General features: G+C 40.6%; 15 protein-coding genes and 8 tRNA genes. 8 read left to right on the top strand and 15 right to left on the bottom strand.

Features of this window, described 5'->3' with window-relative positions; translation table 11 throughout:
• Window positions 1–38: 38 nt before the first annotated feature.
• Both gltS and HLH14_RS06495 read right to left on the bottom strand, forming a co-directional pair.
• Window positions 39–1268, bottom strand: coding sequence for a sodium/glutamate symporter (gene gltS / locus HLH14_RS06500; protein WP_067723831.1), 1230 nt, complete (start codon window positions 1266–1268; stop codon window positions 39–41).
• Between the two features lie 588 nt (window positions 1269–1856).
• Window positions 1857–3155, bottom strand: a complete 1299-nt coding sequence (locus tag HLH14_RS06495) for a DcaP family trimeric outer membrane transporter (RefSeq protein ID WP_067723830.1) — start codon at window positions 3153–3155, stop codon at window positions 1857–1859.
• Between the two features lie 387 nt (window positions 3156–3542).
• Between HLH14_RS06495 and HLH14_RS06490 the strand changes: the two genes are divergently transcribed.
• Window positions 3543–4250 (top strand): nitroreductase, encoded by a 708-nt coding sequence (locus tag HLH14_RS06490; protein ID WP_067723829.1) that lies wholly within the window; start codon window positions 3543–3545, stop codon window positions 4248–4250.
• A gap of 79 nt (window positions 4251–4329) precedes the next feature.
• Here the strand turns inward: HLH14_RS06490 and HLH14_RS06485 are convergent, their stop codons facing one another.
• Window positions 4330–5547: a multidrug effflux MFS transporter gene (locus HLH14_RS06485; RefSeq protein WP_067723828.1), complete on the bottom strand. Its 1218-nt coding sequence runs from the start codon at window positions 5545–5547 to the stop codon at window positions 4330–4332.
• A 136-nt stretch (window positions 5548–5683) separates the two neighbouring features.
• On the opposite strand from HLH14_RS06485, the gene yccS reads away from it, so the two are divergent.
• The 4 genes from yccS (at window position 5684) to HLH14_RS06465 (ending at window position 12189) form a co-directional block, all read left to right on the top strand.
• Window positions 5684–7858, top strand: a complete 2175-nt coding sequence (yccS, locus tag HLH14_RS06480; RefSeq protein WP_067723827.1) for a YccS family putative transporter — start codon at window positions 5684–5686, stop codon at window positions 7856–7858.
• 84 nt (window positions 7859–7942) lie between these two features.
• Window positions 7943–8503, top strand: coding sequence for a YcxB family protein (locus tag HLH14_RS06475; protein WP_067723826.1), 561 nt, complete (start codon window positions 7943–7945; stop codon window positions 8501–8503).
• 176 nt (window positions 8504–8679) lie between these two features.
• Window positions 8680–11304 (top strand): PepSY domain-containing protein, encoded by a 2625-nt coding sequence (locus HLH14_RS06470; RefSeq protein ID WP_067723825.1) that lies wholly within the window; start codon window positions 8680–8682, stop codon window positions 11302–11304.
• A 102-nt stretch (window positions 11305–11406) separates the two neighbouring features.
• Window positions 11407–12189: a YdcF family protein gene (locus HLH14_RS06465; protein ID WP_171532788.1), complete on the top strand. Its 783-nt coding sequence runs from the start codon at window positions 11407–11409 to the stop codon at window positions 12187–12189.
• Window positions 12190–12226: 37 nt separating this feature from the next.
• On the opposite strand, the gene HLH14_RS06460 is transcribed toward HLH14_RS06465, so the two are convergent.
• The 11 genes from HLH14_RS06460 to HLH14_RS06410 all read right to left on the bottom strand — a co-directional run bounded on the left by HLH14_RS06460 (window position 12227) and on the right by HLH14_RS06410 (window position 14857).
• Window positions 12227–12688, bottom strand: coding sequence for a DUF2750 domain-containing protein (locus HLH14_RS06460; protein ID WP_171532787.1), 462 nt, complete (start codon window positions 12686–12688; stop codon window positions 12227–12229).
• A 75-nt stretch (window positions 12689–12763) separates the two neighbouring features.
• Window positions 12764–12839: transfer RNA gene (locus tag HLH14_RS06455), tRNA-Val, on the bottom strand.
• A gap of 91 nt (window positions 12840–12930) precedes the next feature.
• Window positions 12931–13007 (bottom strand) — tRNA-Asp (locus HLH14_RS06450).
• Window positions 13008–13046: 39 nt separating this feature from the next.
• A tRNA-Val gene (locus tag HLH14_RS06445) sits at window positions 13047–13122 on the bottom strand.
• A 31-nt stretch (window positions 13123–13153) separates the two neighbouring features.
• Window positions 13154–13230 (bottom strand) — tRNA-Asp (locus HLH14_RS06440).
• 13 nt (window positions 13231–13243) lie between these two features.
• Window positions 13244–13319, bottom strand: a tRNA-Val gene (locus HLH14_RS06435).
• Window positions 13320–13340: 21 nt separating this feature from the next.
• A tRNA-Asp gene (locus HLH14_RS06430) sits at window positions 13341–13417 on the bottom strand.
• 51 nt (window positions 13418–13468) lie between these two features.
• Window positions 13469–13545, bottom strand: a tRNA-Asp gene (locus HLH14_RS06425).
• A gap of 25 nt (window positions 13546–13570) precedes the next feature.
• A tRNA-Val gene (locus tag HLH14_RS06420) sits at window positions 13571–13646 on the bottom strand.
• A 288-nt stretch (window positions 13647–13934) separates the two neighbouring features.
• Window positions 13935–14465 (bottom strand): cell wall-recycling L,D-carboxypeptidase ElsL, encoded by a 531-nt coding sequence (gene elsL / locus HLH14_RS06415; RefSeq protein ID WP_067723822.1) that lies wholly within the window; start codon window positions 14463–14465, stop codon window positions 13935–13937.
• 8 nt (window positions 14466–14473) lie between these two features.
• Window positions 14474–14857, bottom strand: coding sequence for a YbaN family protein (locus tag HLH14_RS06410; protein ID WP_067723821.1), 384 nt, complete (start codon window positions 14855–14857; stop codon window positions 14474–14476).
• 95 nt (window positions 14858–14952) lie between these two features.
• On the opposite strand from HLH14_RS06410, the gene HLH14_RS06405 reads away from it, so the two are divergent.
• The 3 genes from HLH14_RS06405 (at window position 14953) to dapE (ending at window position 17366) form a co-directional block, all read left to right on the top strand.
• A complete protein-coding gene (locus tag HLH14_RS06405; protein WP_171532786.1) occupies window positions 14953–15822 on the top strand; it encodes a DUF1853 family protein in 870 nt (289 codons plus the stop codon).
• A gap of 126 nt (window positions 15823–15948) precedes the next feature.
• Complete coding sequence (locus tag HLH14_RS06400) at window positions 15949–16098, top strand: entericidin A/B family lipoprotein (protein ID WP_171532785.1); 150 nt, start codon at window positions 15949–15951, stop codon at window positions 16096–16098.
• A gap of 131 nt (window positions 16099–16229) precedes the next feature.
• Window positions 16230–17366 (top strand): succinyl-diaminopimelate desuccinylase, encoded by a 1137-nt coding sequence (gene dapE, locus HLH14_RS06395; protein WP_171532784.1) that lies wholly within the window; start codon window positions 16230–16232, stop codon window positions 17364–17366.
• A gap of 70 nt (window positions 17367–17436) precedes the next feature.
• Here dapE and HLH14_RS06390 read toward each other — a convergent pair whose 3' ends face one another.
• A complete protein-coding gene (locus HLH14_RS06390) occupies window positions 17437–17895 on the bottom strand; it encodes a hypothetical protein (protein ID WP_171532783.1) in 459 nt (152 codons plus the stop codon).
• Between the last annotated feature and the right edge of the window lie 3 nt (window positions 17896–17898).

Raw genomic sequence — 17898 nt, 5'->3', positions numbered from 1 at the left:
AAGCCCCAGTTTTCTGGGGCTTTTTTAACATCAATCAATTAACCAAAGATTTGTAAAATCCCTTGAATCACAATGACGTTTACAAGGTCAATAAAGAATGCACCGACCAATGGAACAATTAAGAATGCTTTATGCGATGGTCCATACATGTTGGTAATGGCTTGCATATTGGCAATTGCATTGGGGGTTGCACCCATACCAAAACCACATAAACCCGATGCCAACACGGCAGAGTCATAATTTTTACCCATCACCCGGAATGAGATATAAACGGCAAACACCCACATCGCAATAGATTGAGCAATCAACAAGATAATCATTGGAATCGCCAAATCAGCCAACTGCCACAGTTTCAATGATACCAAGGCCATGGCTAAATACAGTGCTAAGGCTGTATTACCAAATACATCAATTGAACGATCAAAAATTTCACGTTTGAAGCCTGTTTCTACCACATTACGCAGCAGAATACCGCCAGCCAATGCCCAAACAAATGTGGGAAGCTCAAATGCTGTACCTATTGTCAGATTTTTCAAGATTTCTGCAAATGCCAAAGCAAAAGCAAACATTCCTAAGGTGACAATCGCGTTATCGGCAGTAATTAAACGAACTTTATAGGGTGCTTCAAATGCATATTCATGTTCAGTTAAAGGTACTGCATTTTTTTCCTTACGTACTTCATAATTTAACGGTGCAGCCAGTTGATGCTTTTTAATCAGATAGCGCGCTAAAGGTCCACCCATTAAACCGCCAATCACCATACCAAAGGTTGCACTGGCAATCCCCATCGGTAATGCGCCTTCAACGGCATATTTGGTTTCAAAAATTGGACCCCAAGCACCGGCTGTACCCAAACCACCAATTAAAGCAATAGAACCTGCTATTACCCCCATCAATGGATCAAGACCCACCGCACTTGCAACCGCCATTCCTACGCCATTTTGCACCACAACAAAGGCTGAAATTGCAACCAGAAAGATTAACAAAGGTTTGCCACCTTCCCTGAGTTTGGCAAAATTTGCACTTAAACCAATCGATGCAAAGAACATCAACATAAATGTTTCTTGCATCGGCTTGTTAACTGAAATGGTATAGCCTGCAAAGTGGTGAAGAAGATAAAAAATAATTGCACCCACCAGACCACCAGCCACAGGTTCAGGAATATTATATTTGGTCAAAAATGGAATGTATTTATTTAAAATACGTCCCATATACAGCACCAACACAGCAAGCATTAAACTGAATGTTGGACTTAAGATGTAATCCATAACTTTTTCCTAAACGACCAAAACTGCACTTTTGTATGCACTATTGATATAAATCTTAACTTAGCTTTTTACAATGAATCAGGAGAAAACCTCATAAAGCAATCAACAAAAAATAGAACCTTTTCTTGATAAAAAATGTGCCCTATAACACTAAGCTAAAATTCATAACAAACACAAATTTGGTTGATTTCGCACCAAATTTAATGGCATACAATGCGCTAAAACACGATCTAAAAATCAAAATTTTAATCAAACGGACAGCAAGAAATCCCTTTCACAATGTGATTTATAGAATTTCTATGTCATCGGTATTTAATCCATAAAGCACTAATTACCATCAGTGCAGTATTCACATTCACAATGAAATCAAGACCTCAAAAAGATGAATGTGAATAAAAGTGCGACATTATGCAGTTTTTTTGAAAGAAATCTTTAGTTTTTTACAATTTTATCTATCACTGTAAATTATAGTTTTTTTATATTTATTTCTTAAATAAATAGCTTTTACAAACAATGACTCATATTTTCAAACTTTCAATAAAAAAGAGGCGATTTATTCGCCTCTTTTTTCAAATTTCTAGTTTTTAATTAGAAATTATATTTTGCCATTAAGCCTACACGATTATCTTTGAATGACTGTCCAGCAAAGGTATCACGTTTTCCGTTGATGTATTCAATACCTAAGTCAATCGGTGCAGCCGGTGAATAGATAAAGTTAATCCATGCTTGTTGAACCTTTTCATTCGCTGCAGTATTGAGTCGTGCATAGTCAGTACCATCATCAGCAAAGAGTGCACCATACGCCAATGTTGAACGTAACTTAGGCGAAATTTTATAAGTTGCACCCACTTGAACAGCATTAAATTCATTCTGCTCAACACTATTATTCACAGTATCAACTGTATAAGCTGAATTGCTGCCATATAAGTAATTACTGTTACCAACGACATGTGAAACATCAGCGGAAACTTTTAAAGGTTCAGCCACTTGATAATTTACACCTGCAGCTACACCCCAGCCTGTTTGATCATCATCAGTTGTAGTCGCTTTATAATTTTCAAGCAATGCACGTGCAGATACTGAACCCTTACCTTCTGCAAAACCTTGAGTTAATTTTGCTGTCAAATTCGGTAGACGATATTTAATTCCTGTCCCTGAACTATCCCCTTCTTCTGCAGAAATAAGTAACTGAGTAGCAGGAGCGAGTTTAAGACCATAACGTACTTGTGGAACACGGGCCGTACCACCACCAATATTTGTACTGAAGTCAATCATTTCCGGCGCATGATTGGATAGGAAGTTAGAAGTGGTTTGACCGAATAACCAGTCGTTATAAGTCAAATAAGCATGACGAATACGCAAGCTTTCAGTTGTACTTGCAAAGTCAACTTCTACTTTACCACCGACTTTTGCATCACCTACCGGGGTATTAAAATCGAGACCAATACGTGTGGTTTTAGCAGTCGCACGAAGTTTGTCATTTACTGATTTAGGATCTGTAATTCCCGTCCCATTTACTTTATGTACCGCATTAAAGTCATCATCTGCACCTTCAATGATATAGTTCGCATCACCACGGACAAAACCATATAAATTTACACTTGCACCCGCTTTGGATTTAAAGCCGGTTAATGCTGATTCAGACTTCGCTGCAGGTGCTGCCGCAAGTTGAACAGGTTGCGCCTTAACTTGCTCAATTTGAGTTTGCTGCTGTTGTTGAACTTGATGTTGCTGTTGAATTAAAGATTTTAATGCTTCAACTTCTTGACGTAGTTCTTGAATTTGTTGTTGCTCAGCTTTACCTGCATGTGCTGTGCTTACCATTACAGCTGTGACTGCCAATGCTAAACTTTTAGCCATAAATTTACCGTTGAGTAAACGACTCATTCTAATCTCCTATTTAAGTATTTCGCATCCGTGCATAAATGACCCTTAAAAACTCAACAAATCAATAAAAAATCATGATTCAAAATTTTAAAAAGCTTCAAAAATCATTGCATTTTCTGCTTATCAGTACAGTGAAAAAAGCTTAAAATTTTATAAAAGTACAACATATGTAACCCATATGTAGCCATCAATCTATCAAGTTCTCTACTTGATTAAAATCAGTTTTATTGAACAATGATTAAAAAATCATCTTGTTTTTAGATATTATTTCAAAATAATGAATACATTCTTTAACTTAGCAAAAAACCACACAAAGTCTTACGTACAAATATTCGACTAATGTATATAGTCATAAGCGCTAAAAAACTCATTTCAAAAGGAATTTTTATGAATTTGCAACAAGTTCGTCATGTTGATGAGGCAATGACTTCACGCCATTCAGTACGTGCTTTTTTGAATAAAGCGGTTGATCCGCAAATCATTAAAGACATTTTAACTGTGACAAGTCGAGCACCCTCTGGAACCAATACACAACCCTGGAAAGTTTATGTTGTGACTGGGAAAAAACGTGATGAAATGGTTGAACGTGTATATAAGGCACAAGTCGAACTGTTCACCAAGCCAGAACTTGCAAGTCAGTACCAAGAAACATTTGCCTATTATCCAGAAACGTGGATTTCACCCTTTATTGAGCGTCGTCGTGAAAATGGCTGGGGTTTATATAGTTTATTAAATATTCAAAAAGGTGACAAAGAAAAAATGGCGCGCCAACAGCTGCGTAATTTCCAGTTATTTGATGCACCTGTTGGCCTATATTTCACCGTGAATAAAGTCATGGGTATTGGCGCTAAAATGGATATTTCCATGATGATTCAAAATGTCATGGTCGCGGCTAAAGCGCGTGGTCTGGATACCTGCCCTCAAGCAGCCTGGAATCATTTTCATTCCATTGTACTGGATGTACTGAATGCTCCAGAAAATGAAGAACTGGTCTGCACAGTTGCGCTCGGTTATGCCGATACGGACGATATCATCAATACCTTTATTACCCCGCGTATTGCGGTTGAAGAATTTTCCGTATTCTTGGATGAATAAATTGATTCACTTCATCTAAACCCAAAAGAGACCTCATTCAGGTCTCTTTTTAATTCGATTTTTGCTTTTCTTTGCAATATTAAGTGTTTGTTCGCTCATGATGTACAGGCGTGTTTAATTGCATGATTGCCAGAAAAGCCACGACTACAAACATGAGCATCACCAAGCCCATGTTTACGAGTGCATTCCAAATCAGAAAATTCAAGATCACACCACCGAGCAAGCCACAGGCAAACTGCATACTACCCATAATGGCACTGGCTGTTCCTGCGCGCGAACCTTGTTCCGACATCGCCAAGGCCATGGCATTTGGTCCGGTAAAACCAATACCTGCAACCGCCAAAAACATGCCTGAGAGTATAATCCACAACGGGATCTGACCCATTAAACCGGCAATGAATAAAATAGATGAGCCTATCAGCTGAAGCATAGCGCCTATTTTCAAACGACTGAGTACTGAAAATTGATGCGCGAGTCTTTTATTTACAGTTGATAACAACACAATACCAAAAGCATTCATACCGAAGGCATAACCGAATTGCTGCTGATTCAAGCCATAATCATCCATCAATACTGAAGCCGATGAACTGATATAGCAAAACAACACCCCGCCCGAAAAACAGCCGGCCAGCATCGGCAATCTAAAGCTACGGTCAGTAAAAATCACAGCATATAAATTGCCTATCTGGTTTAGATTCAATTTTAAACGGCGTTCAGGCGTTAGACTTTCCTTAAAGAAAAAGTGTACGCACAGCAAGCAGATCACACCTATCAGCGTTAAAAACACAAATACGGCATGCCAAGTAAAGAACTTCAATACCATTGCCCCTAAACTTGGCGCAATAATCGGTGCAATCCCCATCACAATCATCATACTGGCAAAAGCCTGCGCCGAAGCTTGCATATCTAAACGGTCACGAATGGCAGCTCGCGCAATAACGACCCCGACACAGCCCCCAACGGCCTGTAAAATACGTGCTGCAATTAAGCTCCATTCATTGGTCGCAAAAACGCATAGCATGCTTGCCACGATATAAAGCACTAAACCAAAATAAAGTGGCTTTTTACGGCCAATTCGATCGCTCAAAGGCCCATAAATCAGCTGTCCCAATGCCAAACCTAAAAAATATGCAGGTAAAGTATTGGCCACCATTTGTGTGCTTACCCCAAAGTCATTGGCCATTTGTGGCAATGCCGGCAAGTACATATCGATGGAAAGTGGACCCAATGAGGTCAGTAACGCCAACAACATAATCCATGCCGTAGAATATTGTTGAGTAGACTGCTGTTCAGACATATCGATATTTAATTTTTAAATGGCTACCTTGAAGACAAGCTTACACTGTACATAGTATTATTTCCCAGAATTGAGAGTGAAAAATCACATAATTCACCTCGCTGATGCATAGATCACTTTGTGGTAAGGACATAATTTGAAATCTTGGCTCACACGTCTTAAACAAGCGACGTATAACACCACCTTCATGTATAACCTGCGCATGGTGATTGCGTTTTCGGGTACGGCTTTTGTTCCTTATTTTATGGGATATCAAATTGCCACTATTCCGCTCACACTAGGTGTAGTCGCCGCAGGTTTAAGTGATATTGATGACCGTTTCTCGGTTCGGATCATGAACCTAATTTATACCTATATCGGCTTCTTTATTACTGCCTGCTCTGTTTATTTCTTGTTTCCTTATCCGATTTTATTTGCCTTAGGCTTGATTGTCTCCTGTATTGGCTGGATTCTGCTGGGGTCATTGGGACGCCGTTATGCCACCATTTCCTATGGCTGTCTGGTGATTTCAGTTTATTCGATGTTGGGCGTTGAGCTATTTGACAACTGGTATAGCCAAGCCTTGCTGTTGGTTGCAGGTGCTGCATGGTATGGCCTGATTTCAACGATCAGCTTTTTATTGTTTCCTGTTCGCCAAGTGCAAGATAAATTGTCGCAGTGCTATTCATCCTTAGGCGATTTTCTGTTTGCAAAATCAAACCTGTTTGATGTCGACATGACACCAAGCAGTTATCAACAAAGCATGATTGAACTGTCTTTGGAAAATGGCAAACTGGTCGGCATTTTCAATGAAATGAAAACTGCGCTCCTGACCCGTTTAAAGGGTGACCGTGGGCAAAAAGATACCCGTCGCAGCTTACAATATTATTTTGTGGCACAAGATATTCATGAACGCGCCGATTCAGCGCACATTGACTATCAAAAACTGGTTAAAATTTTTGAACATAGTGATATTTTATTTCGCTTCCAACGAGTTTTATACCTTCAAGCAAAAGCCTGCAAAGATCTAAGTTACAGCATTTTGCACCGTGAAACCTATCAGCATAACAAGCGCTTTAAGCCTACTTTTGCCAATTTAAAACTCTCTTTAGAGAAATTACGTGCTGAACAACAATATGACCCAGTCTGGGTCAATGCCCTGTTTTCCCTGTATCAAAATTTAAAGTCGATTGATGCGCAACTACGCAATGTAGAAACAGAACGTCATATCAAATTCGATAAAGCTAAACATATTGAAAACCAGCTTAAAGATGATGACTTAAAAGGTTGGAATGATGTGGTGATCCGCATCAAACAGCACTTAACCCCGGAATCTGTGTTGTTTAGACATGCAATCCGTGTCTCGATTGTGTTGCTGATTGGCTATATTTTTGTCCAGGTCACCAATATTGAATATGGTTACTGGATTTTATTGACAGCTCTTTTTGTTAGCCAACCCAACTTTAATGCCACCAAACGTCGTTTACGCCTGCGTATTGTCGGTACTTTAGTCGGTATTATTCTGGGTTATGCCGTTTTGTACTTTATCCCGTCGATTGAAGGACAATTATTATTATTAGTGTTCAGTGGTGTGCTGTTCTTTGAATTGCGCAGTAAACAATATGCGCAAGCCACCGCATTTATTACCATTCTTGCGCTGATTAACTTTAATCTGGATGGTATGGGCTTTGAAGCAGCCTTACCGCGCATGATTGATACCTTAATTGGCTGTGCTTTGGCATGGTTTGGGGTCAGTTTTATTTTCCCGGATTGGAAATTCCGTCGCCTGTCGCGCACCATCAATCGCTCTCTCACGGCACAATGTGACTATTTGGCCGAAGTGATTGAACAATATAAACAAGGTCGTAATAACGGTTTGAAATATCGTGTGGTTCGTCGTGCCGCACATAATAATGATGCTGAAGTTGCCTCCCTGATTTCAACCCTAGCTACTGAGCCTGATTTCGATCCGACCCAAAAAACTTTAGCTTTTGAATTCTTATGTTTGAATCACACCCTGCTCAGCTATATTGCCGCGCTCGGTGCGCATCGTGAAAAAATACAAGATCAAGAAGTGTTAAAGCTTTTGGACTTGGCTTTAGAGGATATTCAAGGTTCTTTATTAAAAGATGAAGTTCCCGATCTGACAGCGCAAAATATGTTGAATACGATTCGTCAACGCTTAACCCACAATAATGAAGATGATCAGAAATCGCTGATTGTTTTGCAGCAACTCTCTTTGATGTTAAGCATTCTGAATCAACTCAGTCGCTTAAAGCAAAGTTTGAGTCATGACCGTGATGAGAAAGCCACCGAATTGGCTTCCTTATAATTCGAATGATTTTGGAACAATATACTCACTGAATTGGTATAAATAATGCTAAACTTTTTACAGTTCTAAATTTGTTAATTCACTATGACCACGAAAAATTTATACGCTTATACCCTACAGCCTGTGAACTATGAAATTTCAGAGGCTGAACAACGTCAAGCTCAACTTGCTATCTGGCGTAGCACCAACAAAATCGGCACTAAAACATGGGCGATCATGGCTGTCGTGGCTGCTCTATCTATTGTTGGTATTATCTTATTAAAGAACTATTCGACTATTTTTTGTTGGGTTGCATTGGTCTGCGTCGTGGCGTACTTCCTTATCCGTAAATTTGGCCTGGAATGGTACGTTAAACGTAAAATGAATGAATTTCCGGTGCAGGAAATCAAAGGCATTCGTTTAGGCGTACAGCCACACGGCATTATCATGCGTCAAAAAATGGGTGCGCAAGAAGGTGTTGGTTCAATCGGCTGGAAAGATATTTATGAATGGTATAATACACCTGACTTTATGTTGATTAATTTCAAAGTGAAAGGTCAGCAAGGTGCTTATATTCTGCCAAAACGTATGGATTCAAAGAATTTTCCATTCAACACCATTCGTAAGCATTTAACTGAAACAGTGGGCGAAGCTAAACAGGTTTAAGCCCTGCTGTAATCAAAAAAATGGCATAAAAAACCTCCAGAATTTTGGGGGTTTTTTAATAAAACAACTATAAATGATAATGAGAATGAATATTACCTGCAAAATCCATATGATTTGCTAAAAATTCAGTTATAATTTGCGCTAATACCATTCACCTCCCGCATCTTTTTTCAGCTATGTTAAAAAAAATCTTTTTTCAGATCCATTGGTTCCTCGGGATTAGCGCTGGGTTAATCCTCTCGATTATGGGGGTTACCGGTGCCATTTATTCATATGAACAACCGATTCAAAAATGGCTGAATCCAGATAGTTATACCGTACAAGCTGAAAATCGTGACAAGTTAACACCTGCAGAACTGTATCAGCACTTTAATAAAGCTGCTCCAGAGATGAAAATTAATAGCATCACTGTTGCCAAAGACCCCACTGCATCTTCTAGCCTAAATATTGTCAAAGAAGGCGCACGTAAGGGTTATAACATGATGATTAACCCCTACACGGCCGAAGTTTTACCAGAAATCAAAGGGCGAGAGTTTTTTAAGTTTATCGAGCAGTTGCATCGCAATTTAACCATCGGACCAGTCGGCAAGCAGATTACCGGTGCATGTACCCTCATGTTGCTGTTCTTTGTGTTGAGTGGTTTATACTTGCGTTGGCCTAAAAAGCACTCTTTCAAACAATGGTTGATGATTAAACCGCAACTGAAAGGTCGTAATTTCCTTTGGGACTTACATGCGGTTGTGGGTACTTGGGTGGTTATTTTCTTCCTGATTATCGCATGTACCGGCTTAACCTGGTCTTATGGCTGGTGGCGTAGCGGTCTGTATACCGTGATGGGCGTCGAACAACAAAAAGAATCAAAAGGTGAAGCTCCACAGCGTGGCGCTGGAGAAGGACGTGGTGGCGCTGAACTGGCACAATCCAGTAACAAAGATCGAGAAAGTTCTAAACAGGGTTCTCGTGCTGAAGGTGGTGATAAACCTGGTCTAAGCCCTGAGCAAATCAATCTTGCCCTAAGCCAAACCTGGACAGGATTTAATGCACAAGTCGGTCGTGATTATTCAAGCCTGACCGTCAATTTGCCGAAAAAAGCCAATGGCGAAGTTGAACTGAGTTTTGTAGATGCTGTTCCACAACATGAACGTGCACGCAATAAAGCCACATTTGACTATAAAACTTCATCCATTAAAGACATGGAAATTTATGAAGATAAAAAGTTAAATGAAAAAATCATGAGCAGTATGTTACCTGTTCACCGCGGTAGCTTCTTTGGTCCGGTTTACCAATTCTTGGCCATGTTGGCCGCTCTATCTATGCCATTGTTCTTTGTAACGGGTTGGATGCTGTATCTTAAACGCCGTAAACAAAAGAAACTGACTCAAGCTGCGCGGAATAGCTTAACTGCTGTCAATATTGATCCAAATGCCAAACCTTGGCTGATTGCTTATGCCACCCAAACCGGCACTTCTGAACAACTGGCTTGGCGTACAGCAACAAGTTTACAAGAGGCTCATCAACCTGTAACCGTGAAATCCGTACAACATTTAAGTCTAGATGATTTAAAAAATGCTGAACAAGTCTTATTTGTGGCAAGTACTTACGGTATAGGTGAAGCCCCGGATTTAGCTTCAAGTTTTGCCAAAAAAGTACTTTCATCACAGGTTGATTTAAGCCATCTGCACTATGCTGTCTTAGCTTTGGGTTCGAGTGAATATCCAGATACCTTCTGTAGTTTTGGTCATGAAATTGATGCCTGGTTAAAGCAAAATGGCGCGCAACAATTGTTTGCCACCATTGAGGTGGATAATGCCAATAATCAGCAGATTCAGGCATGGAATAGCGCTTTAGCCAAAGTGACCAAACTTGAGTTACAAGCCATGAATATCGAAAAAACTTTCGATACCTGGACATTAACAAAACGCGATGTGCTCAATCCAAATAGCTTAGGTGCACCTGCCTTTAATATCGAATTAAAGCCAACCCATGAAGTGATTTGGCAAGCCGGTGATATTGCAGAGATTCAACCTGGCAATAGTGCTGAACGTATTGCAGCCTTTCTGCAGAAGCATCAAATACAGCCGCATACACAAGTGGATTCGTTACAAATTAGCATTGAACAAGCTCTATGGGATAAAGATTTAACCACAGAGGTTGAACCTTTTGCCAATATGGAACATTTACTGGAACAGCTAAATACGCTGCCTTCGCGTGAATATTCAATTGCCAGCATTCCATCGCAACAAGTGCTGCGTTTAGTGGTGCGTCAACAATCGGATGCTCAAGGGCACTTAGGTTTAGGTTCGGGCTGGCTGACTCAACATGCCGCATTAAATAGCCAGATTGCATTACGTATTCGTACCAATGAATCTTTCCATCTGATTAATGATAATCGCCCAATCATTTGTATTGGTAACGGTACCGGTCTTGCTGGCTTAATGAGCTTGTTACATGCGCGTACCCGTCAGAACTACACGCAAAACTGGCTCATCTTTGGTGAACGTCAACGTGAACATGACTTCTTCTATCAAAGCACGATTGAAGCTTGGCAAACGACAGGCATGCTGCAACGCCTTGATTTAGCCTTCTCCCGTGATCAAGAAGAAAAAGTCTATGTGCACCATAAACTACGTGAGCAAGCCCAAGAACTTAAAGCCTGGGTGGATAATGGTGCGGTGATTTATGTTTGCGGTAGCATTAATGGTATGGCCAGTGATGTTGATCAAGCACTGATTGACATCCTAGGTGAAGCAACTGTCGATCAGCTTCGTCAACAAGGTCGTTACCGTCGTGACGTTTACTAAATATTAAAGCCCAAAAAAACCGAGTCTTAGCGCTCGGTTTTTTATGCTTAAAACATACAAATTGTTTAAACTAACAGCAACATTCACCCAGACTCTCAGCTTATGTCGGACCCTCTAAAACGCAGCTTCAGTTTTATCATAGGCAGTTTATTGGCACTGGATGGCTTATGGTTACTTTCACTGGATAAAATCCATTTAGGCATTATTCTTCCGGTGATTATCGGCATCGGCTTAATCCTGTATGCCCTATGTTTCAAGTGGATTCAAAAATTTATCCAAGCCAGTAAGCTACGACAGACTTTATGGCGTTGTGCCTGGGCAATATTTTTTCTGTGGATTACTACGCTACTGATTTTTTTCGGTTATCTGCAATATACGATTCAGCAGAACACCACACCACAACCGGCAGCCGCCATTATTGTACTCGGTAGTAGCATAGAAAATGGTCAGCCCTCTCCGATTTTAAAACAGCGTTTAGATGTCGGGGCAGCCTACGCCAAGCAATATCCGGAAGCTATCCTGATCATGACTGGAGGTTTAGGTTTTAAAGAACAAATGACTGAAGCAGAGGTGATGTCCACCTATCTGCAAAAACAACATCAAATAGATCAATCACGGATTTTATTAGAAGATCAAAGTACCAGCACGGAAGAAAACCTGCGTAATGTGCAGCCCTTACTTAAAGCACGTCACATTTCATTGAGTGAGCCCATTGTCATTGCCACCAGTGATTTTCATATTTTACGCGCCAAAGCCATCGCCAAACATCAAGGCTATCAACAGATCCTCACGATCAGCGCACCAACACCCTTGTATATTCGCTACAACTCTTGGCTGAGAGAATACTTTGCCTTTATGAGTGGATGGGTATTTAATGAATATTAAACCAATGCACAACCTTAAAAATACTGGATAACAAGCATTAATTTAAACGAATGCTACGTGGCATAGGCAATTTGGTGTCTTTAAATAGCTCTGGTTTTTGCAAATAGATCTGATACAGATAATTTTTGATGTCTAATAATAATTTTTCAGGGGCAACCAAGACATTCTGCCCTTCAGGCGTTAAATCCATAGACACAGAGGTATTTTCTTGACGTAAAAAAGGAATAACTTTTTCAACAAAATCTTTGAGTGAAATATCCTGAATTTGATAATGTTCCCAATTATCTTTGATTAGCAATTTTGCCAGACTTTTATGTTGCCAAACTGCAAAAGAGCGCTGACCTGTAGGCGTCGCACATAAGGCCCAGCCATCATCATATAAAGCACTAACAGAACCTTGAGCAACAATGGTTTCAATGAATTGTTTATAAATATCTTGAGCATTATAGGTGGTATTTAGATTTTTGGAGGCAGCTTTGCGTTGATATGGATTTCTCATCGTTTTTCAATAGTTAAAATTATTATAGTCTTGAGATTCTATGAAAAAAACACGATTTGAGCAAGGATAAATATATGGTGGGCGCTGACGGGATCGAACCGCCGACATTCTGCTTGTAAGGCAGACGCTCTACCAACTGAGCTAAGCGCCCTTGAGGAATAAAAATAGCATGGCCATTTTTATGACGCAAGAAAGAAATCTTGCTGGATGTAACCATGATCTAGAACAAGGAATCTAGAAAATGGCGCAGCGGACGGGACTCGAACCCGCGACCCTCGGCGTGACAGGCCGATATTCTAACCAACTGAACTACCGCTGCACGGCAAACTTATAAAAACAAGTTTCATATCCGAAGATATGGTGGGCGCTGACGGGATCGAACCGCCGACATTCTGCTTGTAAGGCAGACGCTCTACCAACTGAGCTAAGCGCCCTTAAAGGGTGTTACATTTTCGATTTTAGGGATGGCGCAGCGGACGGGACTCGAACCCGCGACCCTCGGCGTGACAGGCCGATATTCTAACCAACTGAACTACCGCTGCATCACAAAAAATCTGGTGGGCGCTGACGGGATCGAACCGCCGACATTCTGCTTGTAAGGCAGACGCTCTACCAACTGAGCTAAGCGCCCTCAAAAGGTCTATCATGTAAATGGCGCAGCGGACGGGACTCGAACCCGCGACCCTCGGCGTGACAGGCCGATATTCTAACCAACTGAACTACCGCTGCATCTACACAATGTCTCTATTGTGGTACAAACAACTTGTTATCTGAATTAAGTGGCGCAGCGGACGGGACTCGAACCCGCGACCCTCGGCGTGACAGGCCGATATTCTAACCAACTGAACTACCGCTGCACTTAAAACATTTAACGTAAAGGCTTGGTGGGCGCTGACGGGATCGAACCGCCGACATTCTGCTTGTAAGGCAGACGCTCTACCAACTGAGCTAAGCGCCCTTTACGACTTCATCGTTTGTGTGGTGCATTATAGAGAATCTATGCAGCCTGTCAAACGCTTTTCTACCTGTTTTTGGTTTTTTACGTTTGAGTGATTAAAAAATAGGTTAATCGCTATAAAAACAAACAATTTCTGTAATTTATTTAGAATTTTATGCAAAAAACCACAAATTCATACTGTAGTTTTGACTTAAATTTCTCAGGTTTTTTGAACAACTGGGAAATAATGCTATTTTTTAGCCAACATCGATAACGGAGTTTTCACTTTTCATCTCTTAAGATGGTGCTTTAGATGTTTGTGCTTATTTTACAGTCAATTAAATTTAAACCGTGTTCAGAAATATAAACCAAAGCTTGTTCAGGAATAAGGTCGAACAGTTCAACCACATCATCATTACGCATACGGATACAGCCATGTGACATCGGGATACCCATAGGCTCTGTATCGGGTGTGCCATGAATGTAGATATAACGTTTAAATGTGTCGCAGCCCTCACCCTGATTAAAGTTCTCTTCCAAACCACTTAACCAGAGAATACGAGAGAGAATCCAATCCCGTTCAGGAAACTGTGCTGCTAATGCTTCATCATAGACTTCGCCAGTTTCCTGTCGCGCTTTGAAAACTGCATTTTTAGGTGCGCTGTGACCAAACTTGAGTGCAACCTTGTGCCAGCCTCTAGGGGTCTTGCCTGAATCTTCCTGCTCCCCAATACCATTCTTACCTGAAGAAATCACATAAAACTTATTATGCTTTGGCAAAGTTAAGCTTTGTTCAGCCAAATCAATCCAGACATCTGCTTGTTCTAAGGCATATGACATGATGGGTATCACTCTGCTTCTTTTATCTGTTCAGTCGAGGGTTCAGGACGTAGCCACAGCCAGATTGAAACTGAAAGCATGGTCAAGTCGGTAAATACCTTGACCAATAACGGCGCATAGGTAAAAAGCATAATCATAGCGCTGATCAGCATCATGATACTGGCGAACCATTTCGCTTTACGCGGTACGGTGCCGTTTTCACGCCATGATCGCAAGGTCGCACCATATTTAGGATGGTTGAGTAACCATGCATCCATTTGCGGCCAACCTTTTGAGGCGGACCAAGCGGCTAAAATAAGAAATACTGTTGTTGGCATACCCGGTATAAGTGCTCCGATAAAGCCCAGGATGACGAAAATCATCACCAAACTTCGCCAAAACAACATCTTCATAGCACTGCCCTACACGACTAATTGCGGTAGTATAAAGTGTTTTTAGCTATTATCCGTTGTAATTCTGCACTTTTAATTTTGCGCTGGGTGTTTCTATGTTTGCTTTAAATCAAGCCTCTGATCTTGATGAATCTTGGCTTCAATTTAAAAATTTACTGGTTCGACAACTGGCATTTTGTGTATCCAGTCCGAATATTTTAGCGACTATTCCACCAGAACTGATACTCAAGCATTCTTTTCAATTACATTCCAATGAAACATGGGCAAGGCATTTTCAGAATTATCGTTCAAGACTGCTTTATTTAGATCAACATCCTCAAGAACTAGAAATCTTTTTACAACAGCTGAAAAGTACCCGTTTAGGTTTGCGCTTTGAAATGTTTATCTGGTTTTGGCTGCTCGATCAAAATTATCATCCTTATGAATTACTCGGTCATAGCATTCAAAAGATAGCGGGCCCTAAAACCTTGGGTGAACTCGATTTTCTATTACTCAATACTGAAACCAATAAAATTGAACATTGGGAAGTTGCTTTAAAATATTATTTGGCTGAACGGGATTTTTCTTTAGCCTATTGGTATGGCTTAAACCGTAGCGACACCTTAATTCGAAAATTAAATCACTTTAGTCAAAAACAGTTTCAATTTGAGGAAGCACTTGATCATCAAATTGATCAACGTTTCGCCATATTAAAAGGTCAACTCTATCTTCCTGTTGAACATACCCAGCAAGTTATTCCGACTTGGGTGAATCTCAAGCGGCGTTTAGGCTATTGGGGAAGCCATGTTCCTCCTCAAAATGCACATTTTTATCGTTTACAACGCCAAGAATGGATTTGCCCGCAACAGCATATCAGTAGCGATACAGCACAGTGGTGGAGCAATGGTTTATATATGCAAAAAGATGAAAACAATTTCTATATGTTCAGACATGCACCGCTGCTTTCTCAGAAGTCTAAGCATTAACTTTATGAGAAAAGTCTACCTTTATAACAATTGATTACTTTTCTACCATCAAAAACTCATATTTTTTACGCTGAGTATTAATTAACCTGAATCCACATCAAAATAATGAAATACTTGGAGATGATGATGAAAAAAATTCTAGCTGCTTCGCTTATTCTTGCGTTTGTTTTAACCGGTTGTAATACATTTAAAGGTATGGGTAAAGATGTATCCAAAGCCGGAGATGCCGTAACCAATACTGCAGAAAAAACTTCTGAAGAAATCCACAAAAGATAGTTGGTCTTTTGTGCATATAGAACCCTATCCAAGATAGGGTTTTTTTATGGCAATTTTATGGCAGTCATTCACATTCAAGGGCATATTCGCCTATTATAGTGCTGACAAATTTATCGACTGATGAAAATCGCATGACATCTTCCGCTACCCTTGATTTAAGCCTGCAACTGTTACGTCAGCCTTCTGTAACACCGATTGATCATAGCTGCCAAAACATTATGGCCGATCGTTTAGAAAAAATTGGTTTTAACATTGAATCGATGCGTTTCGAAGATGTCGATAATTTATGGGCACGGAAAGGAACTGAAGCGCCTGTTTTATGTTTTGCAGGTCATACCGATGTTGTCCCAACAGGCAGTTTAGACGACTGGAACTCCGACCCATTTGTACCCGAAATTCGAGATGGTAAGCTTTACGGTCGTGGTAGTGCAGACATGAAAACTGCACTTGCAGCCATGGTAGTTGCATCTGAACGCTTCGTTGCTAAACATCCAGATCATAAAGGCTCTATTGCATTTCTGATTACTTCTGACGAAGAAGGTCCGTCAATCAACGGAACGGTAAAAGTGGTTGAAGCTTTAGAAGCACGTAATGAGAAAATGACCTGGTGTCTCGTTGGTGAGCCATCAAGCACCAATCAACTCGGTGACATTGTTAAAAATGGTCGTCGTGGTTCGTTAAATGCCAATTTAACCGTTAAAGGCAAACAGGGGCATGTGGCCTACCCTCACCTTGCGATTAACCCAATTCATACCGCTTCTAAAGCCTTAGCTGAACTTTGCGATACAGTTTGGGACAATGGTAACGAATATTTCCCTGCGACTTCTTTCCAAATTTCAAATATCAATGCCGGTACCGGTGCAACCAACGTTGTTCCTGGCACAATGAACGTGTTGTTTAACTTCCGCTATTCAACTGAAGTGACAGCAGAAGAACTCAAGGCACGTACTTTAGAAATTCTTGACCGTCACAATGTGGACTATGACATTTCATGGACGCTTTCAGGTTTACCGTTCCTTACTCCAGTCGGTGAATTGGTTAATGCTGCAAAAAATGCGATTCGCAATGTGACGGGTATTGAAACTGAACTTTCGACCAGTGGTGGTACTTCAGATGGTCGTTTTATTGCTCCTACCGGCGCACAAGTACTTGAGTTAGGTGTTTTAAATGCCAGCATTCATCAAATTGACGAACATGTAAATGTGGCTGATTTGGAACCGCTTGCTGAAATTTACGAACAGATTTTAGAAGGCTTATTGGCTAACTAAAACTCCAACAAAAAAAAGGAACTTAAATAAGTTCCTTTTTTTATCACTCACATTTGAGCTGTCGCTAAAATTACACCCCTAAAGAGGATTGAATTTGCGCCAGATTAGGGATATGAAAAACTTGGTCGGCCATGCGTACGTATTGAAATACAGCCGGATCATTTAAAGCCTGTTCTTCATCGACTACTTCCGAAATACGTAGACGAATGGTTTTTGGCATCTTATTGCACATCAGGGCAAAACGTTGACTCACGTCATCACCTTCAATCACCAAAGCCACCCCTGCTTTCTGTTCTGGATTATTCACCGCATAGACAGGTAGCTTGAGTTCATGCCACTCCACAAATGGAACTTGCGTAGCACTGTCCAGTGCGGACAAGACAATATTTTGCGGCAATAACATCGCCCCTTTACCATGACAATCGATAATATAAGCATCGATAAATCCAGTCGACACGGTAATAAGGTGATGTAACTCTTGTTGCGTCATTTGATGTGCAGCAGAGTTTGAAATGCTATTTTGGCTCATTTA

Source organism: Acinetobacter terrae (assembly GCF_013004375.1).
GTDB lineage: Bacteria > Pseudomonadota > Gammaproteobacteria > Pseudomonadales > Moraxellaceae > Acinetobacter > Acinetobacter terrae.
The sequence above is the reverse complement of the archived record's forward strand: the minus strand, read 5'-3'. Positions and strand labels throughout refer to the sequence as shown.

What these genes read in the sequence shown, in the direction of transcription:
- gltS (WP_067723831.1), bottom strand. Translation starts at nt 1,268, where the DNA reads ATGGATTACATCTTAAGTCCAACATTCAGTTTAATGCTTGCTGTGTTG.
- HLH14_RS06495 (WP_067723830.1), bottom strand. Translation starts at nt 3,155, where the DNA reads ATGAGTCGTTTACTCAACGGTAAATTTATGGCTAAAAGTTTAGCATTG.
- HLH14_RS06490 (WP_067723829.1), top strand. Translation starts at nt 3,543, where the DNA reads ATGAATTTGCAACAAGTTCGTCATGTTGATGAGGCAATGACTTCACGC.
- HLH14_RS06485 (WP_067723828.1), bottom strand. Translation starts at nt 5,547, where the DNA reads ATGTCTGAACAGCAGTCTACTCAACAATATTCTACGGCATGGATTATG.
- HLH14_RS06475 (WP_067723826.1), top strand. Translation starts at nt 7,943, where the DNA reads ATGACCACGAAAAATTTATACGCTTATACCCTACAGCCTGTGAACTAT.
- HLH14_RS06470 (WP_067723825.1), top strand. Translation starts at nt 8,680, where the DNA reads ATGTTAAAAAAAATCTTTTTTCAGATCCATTGGTTCCTCGGGATTAGC.
- HLH14_RS06465 (WP_171532788.1), top strand. Translation starts at nt 11,407, where the DNA reads ATGTCGGACCCTCTAAAACGCAGCTTCAGTTTTATCATAGGCAGTTTA.
- HLH14_RS06460 (WP_171532787.1), bottom strand. Translation starts at nt 12,688, where the DNA reads ATGAGAAATCCATATCAACGCAAAGCTGCCTCCAAAAATCTAAATACC.
- elsL (WP_067723822.1), bottom strand. Translation starts at nt 14,465, where the DNA reads ATGTCATATGCCTTAGAACAAGCAGATGTCTGGATTGATTTGGCTGAA.
- HLH14_RS06410 (WP_067723821.1), bottom strand. Translation starts at nt 14,857, where the DNA reads ATGAAGATGTTGTTTTGGCGAAGTTTGGTGATGATTTTCGTCATCCTG.
- HLH14_RS06405 (WP_171532786.1), top strand. Translation starts at nt 14,953, where the DNA reads ATGTTTGCTTTAAATCAAGCCTCTGATCTTGATGAATCTTGGCTTCAA.
- HLH14_RS06400 (WP_171532785.1), top strand. Translation starts at nt 15,949, where the DNA reads ATGAAAAAAATTCTAGCTGCTTCGCTTATTCTTGCGTTTGTTTTAACC.
- dapE (WP_171532784.1), top strand. Translation starts at nt 16,230, where the DNA reads ATGACATCTTCCGCTACCCTTGATTTAAGCCTGCAACTGTTACGTCAG.
- HLH14_RS06390 (WP_171532783.1), bottom strand. Translation starts at nt 17,895, where the DNA reads ATGAGCCAAAATAGCATTTCAAACTCTGCTGCACATCAAATGACGCAA.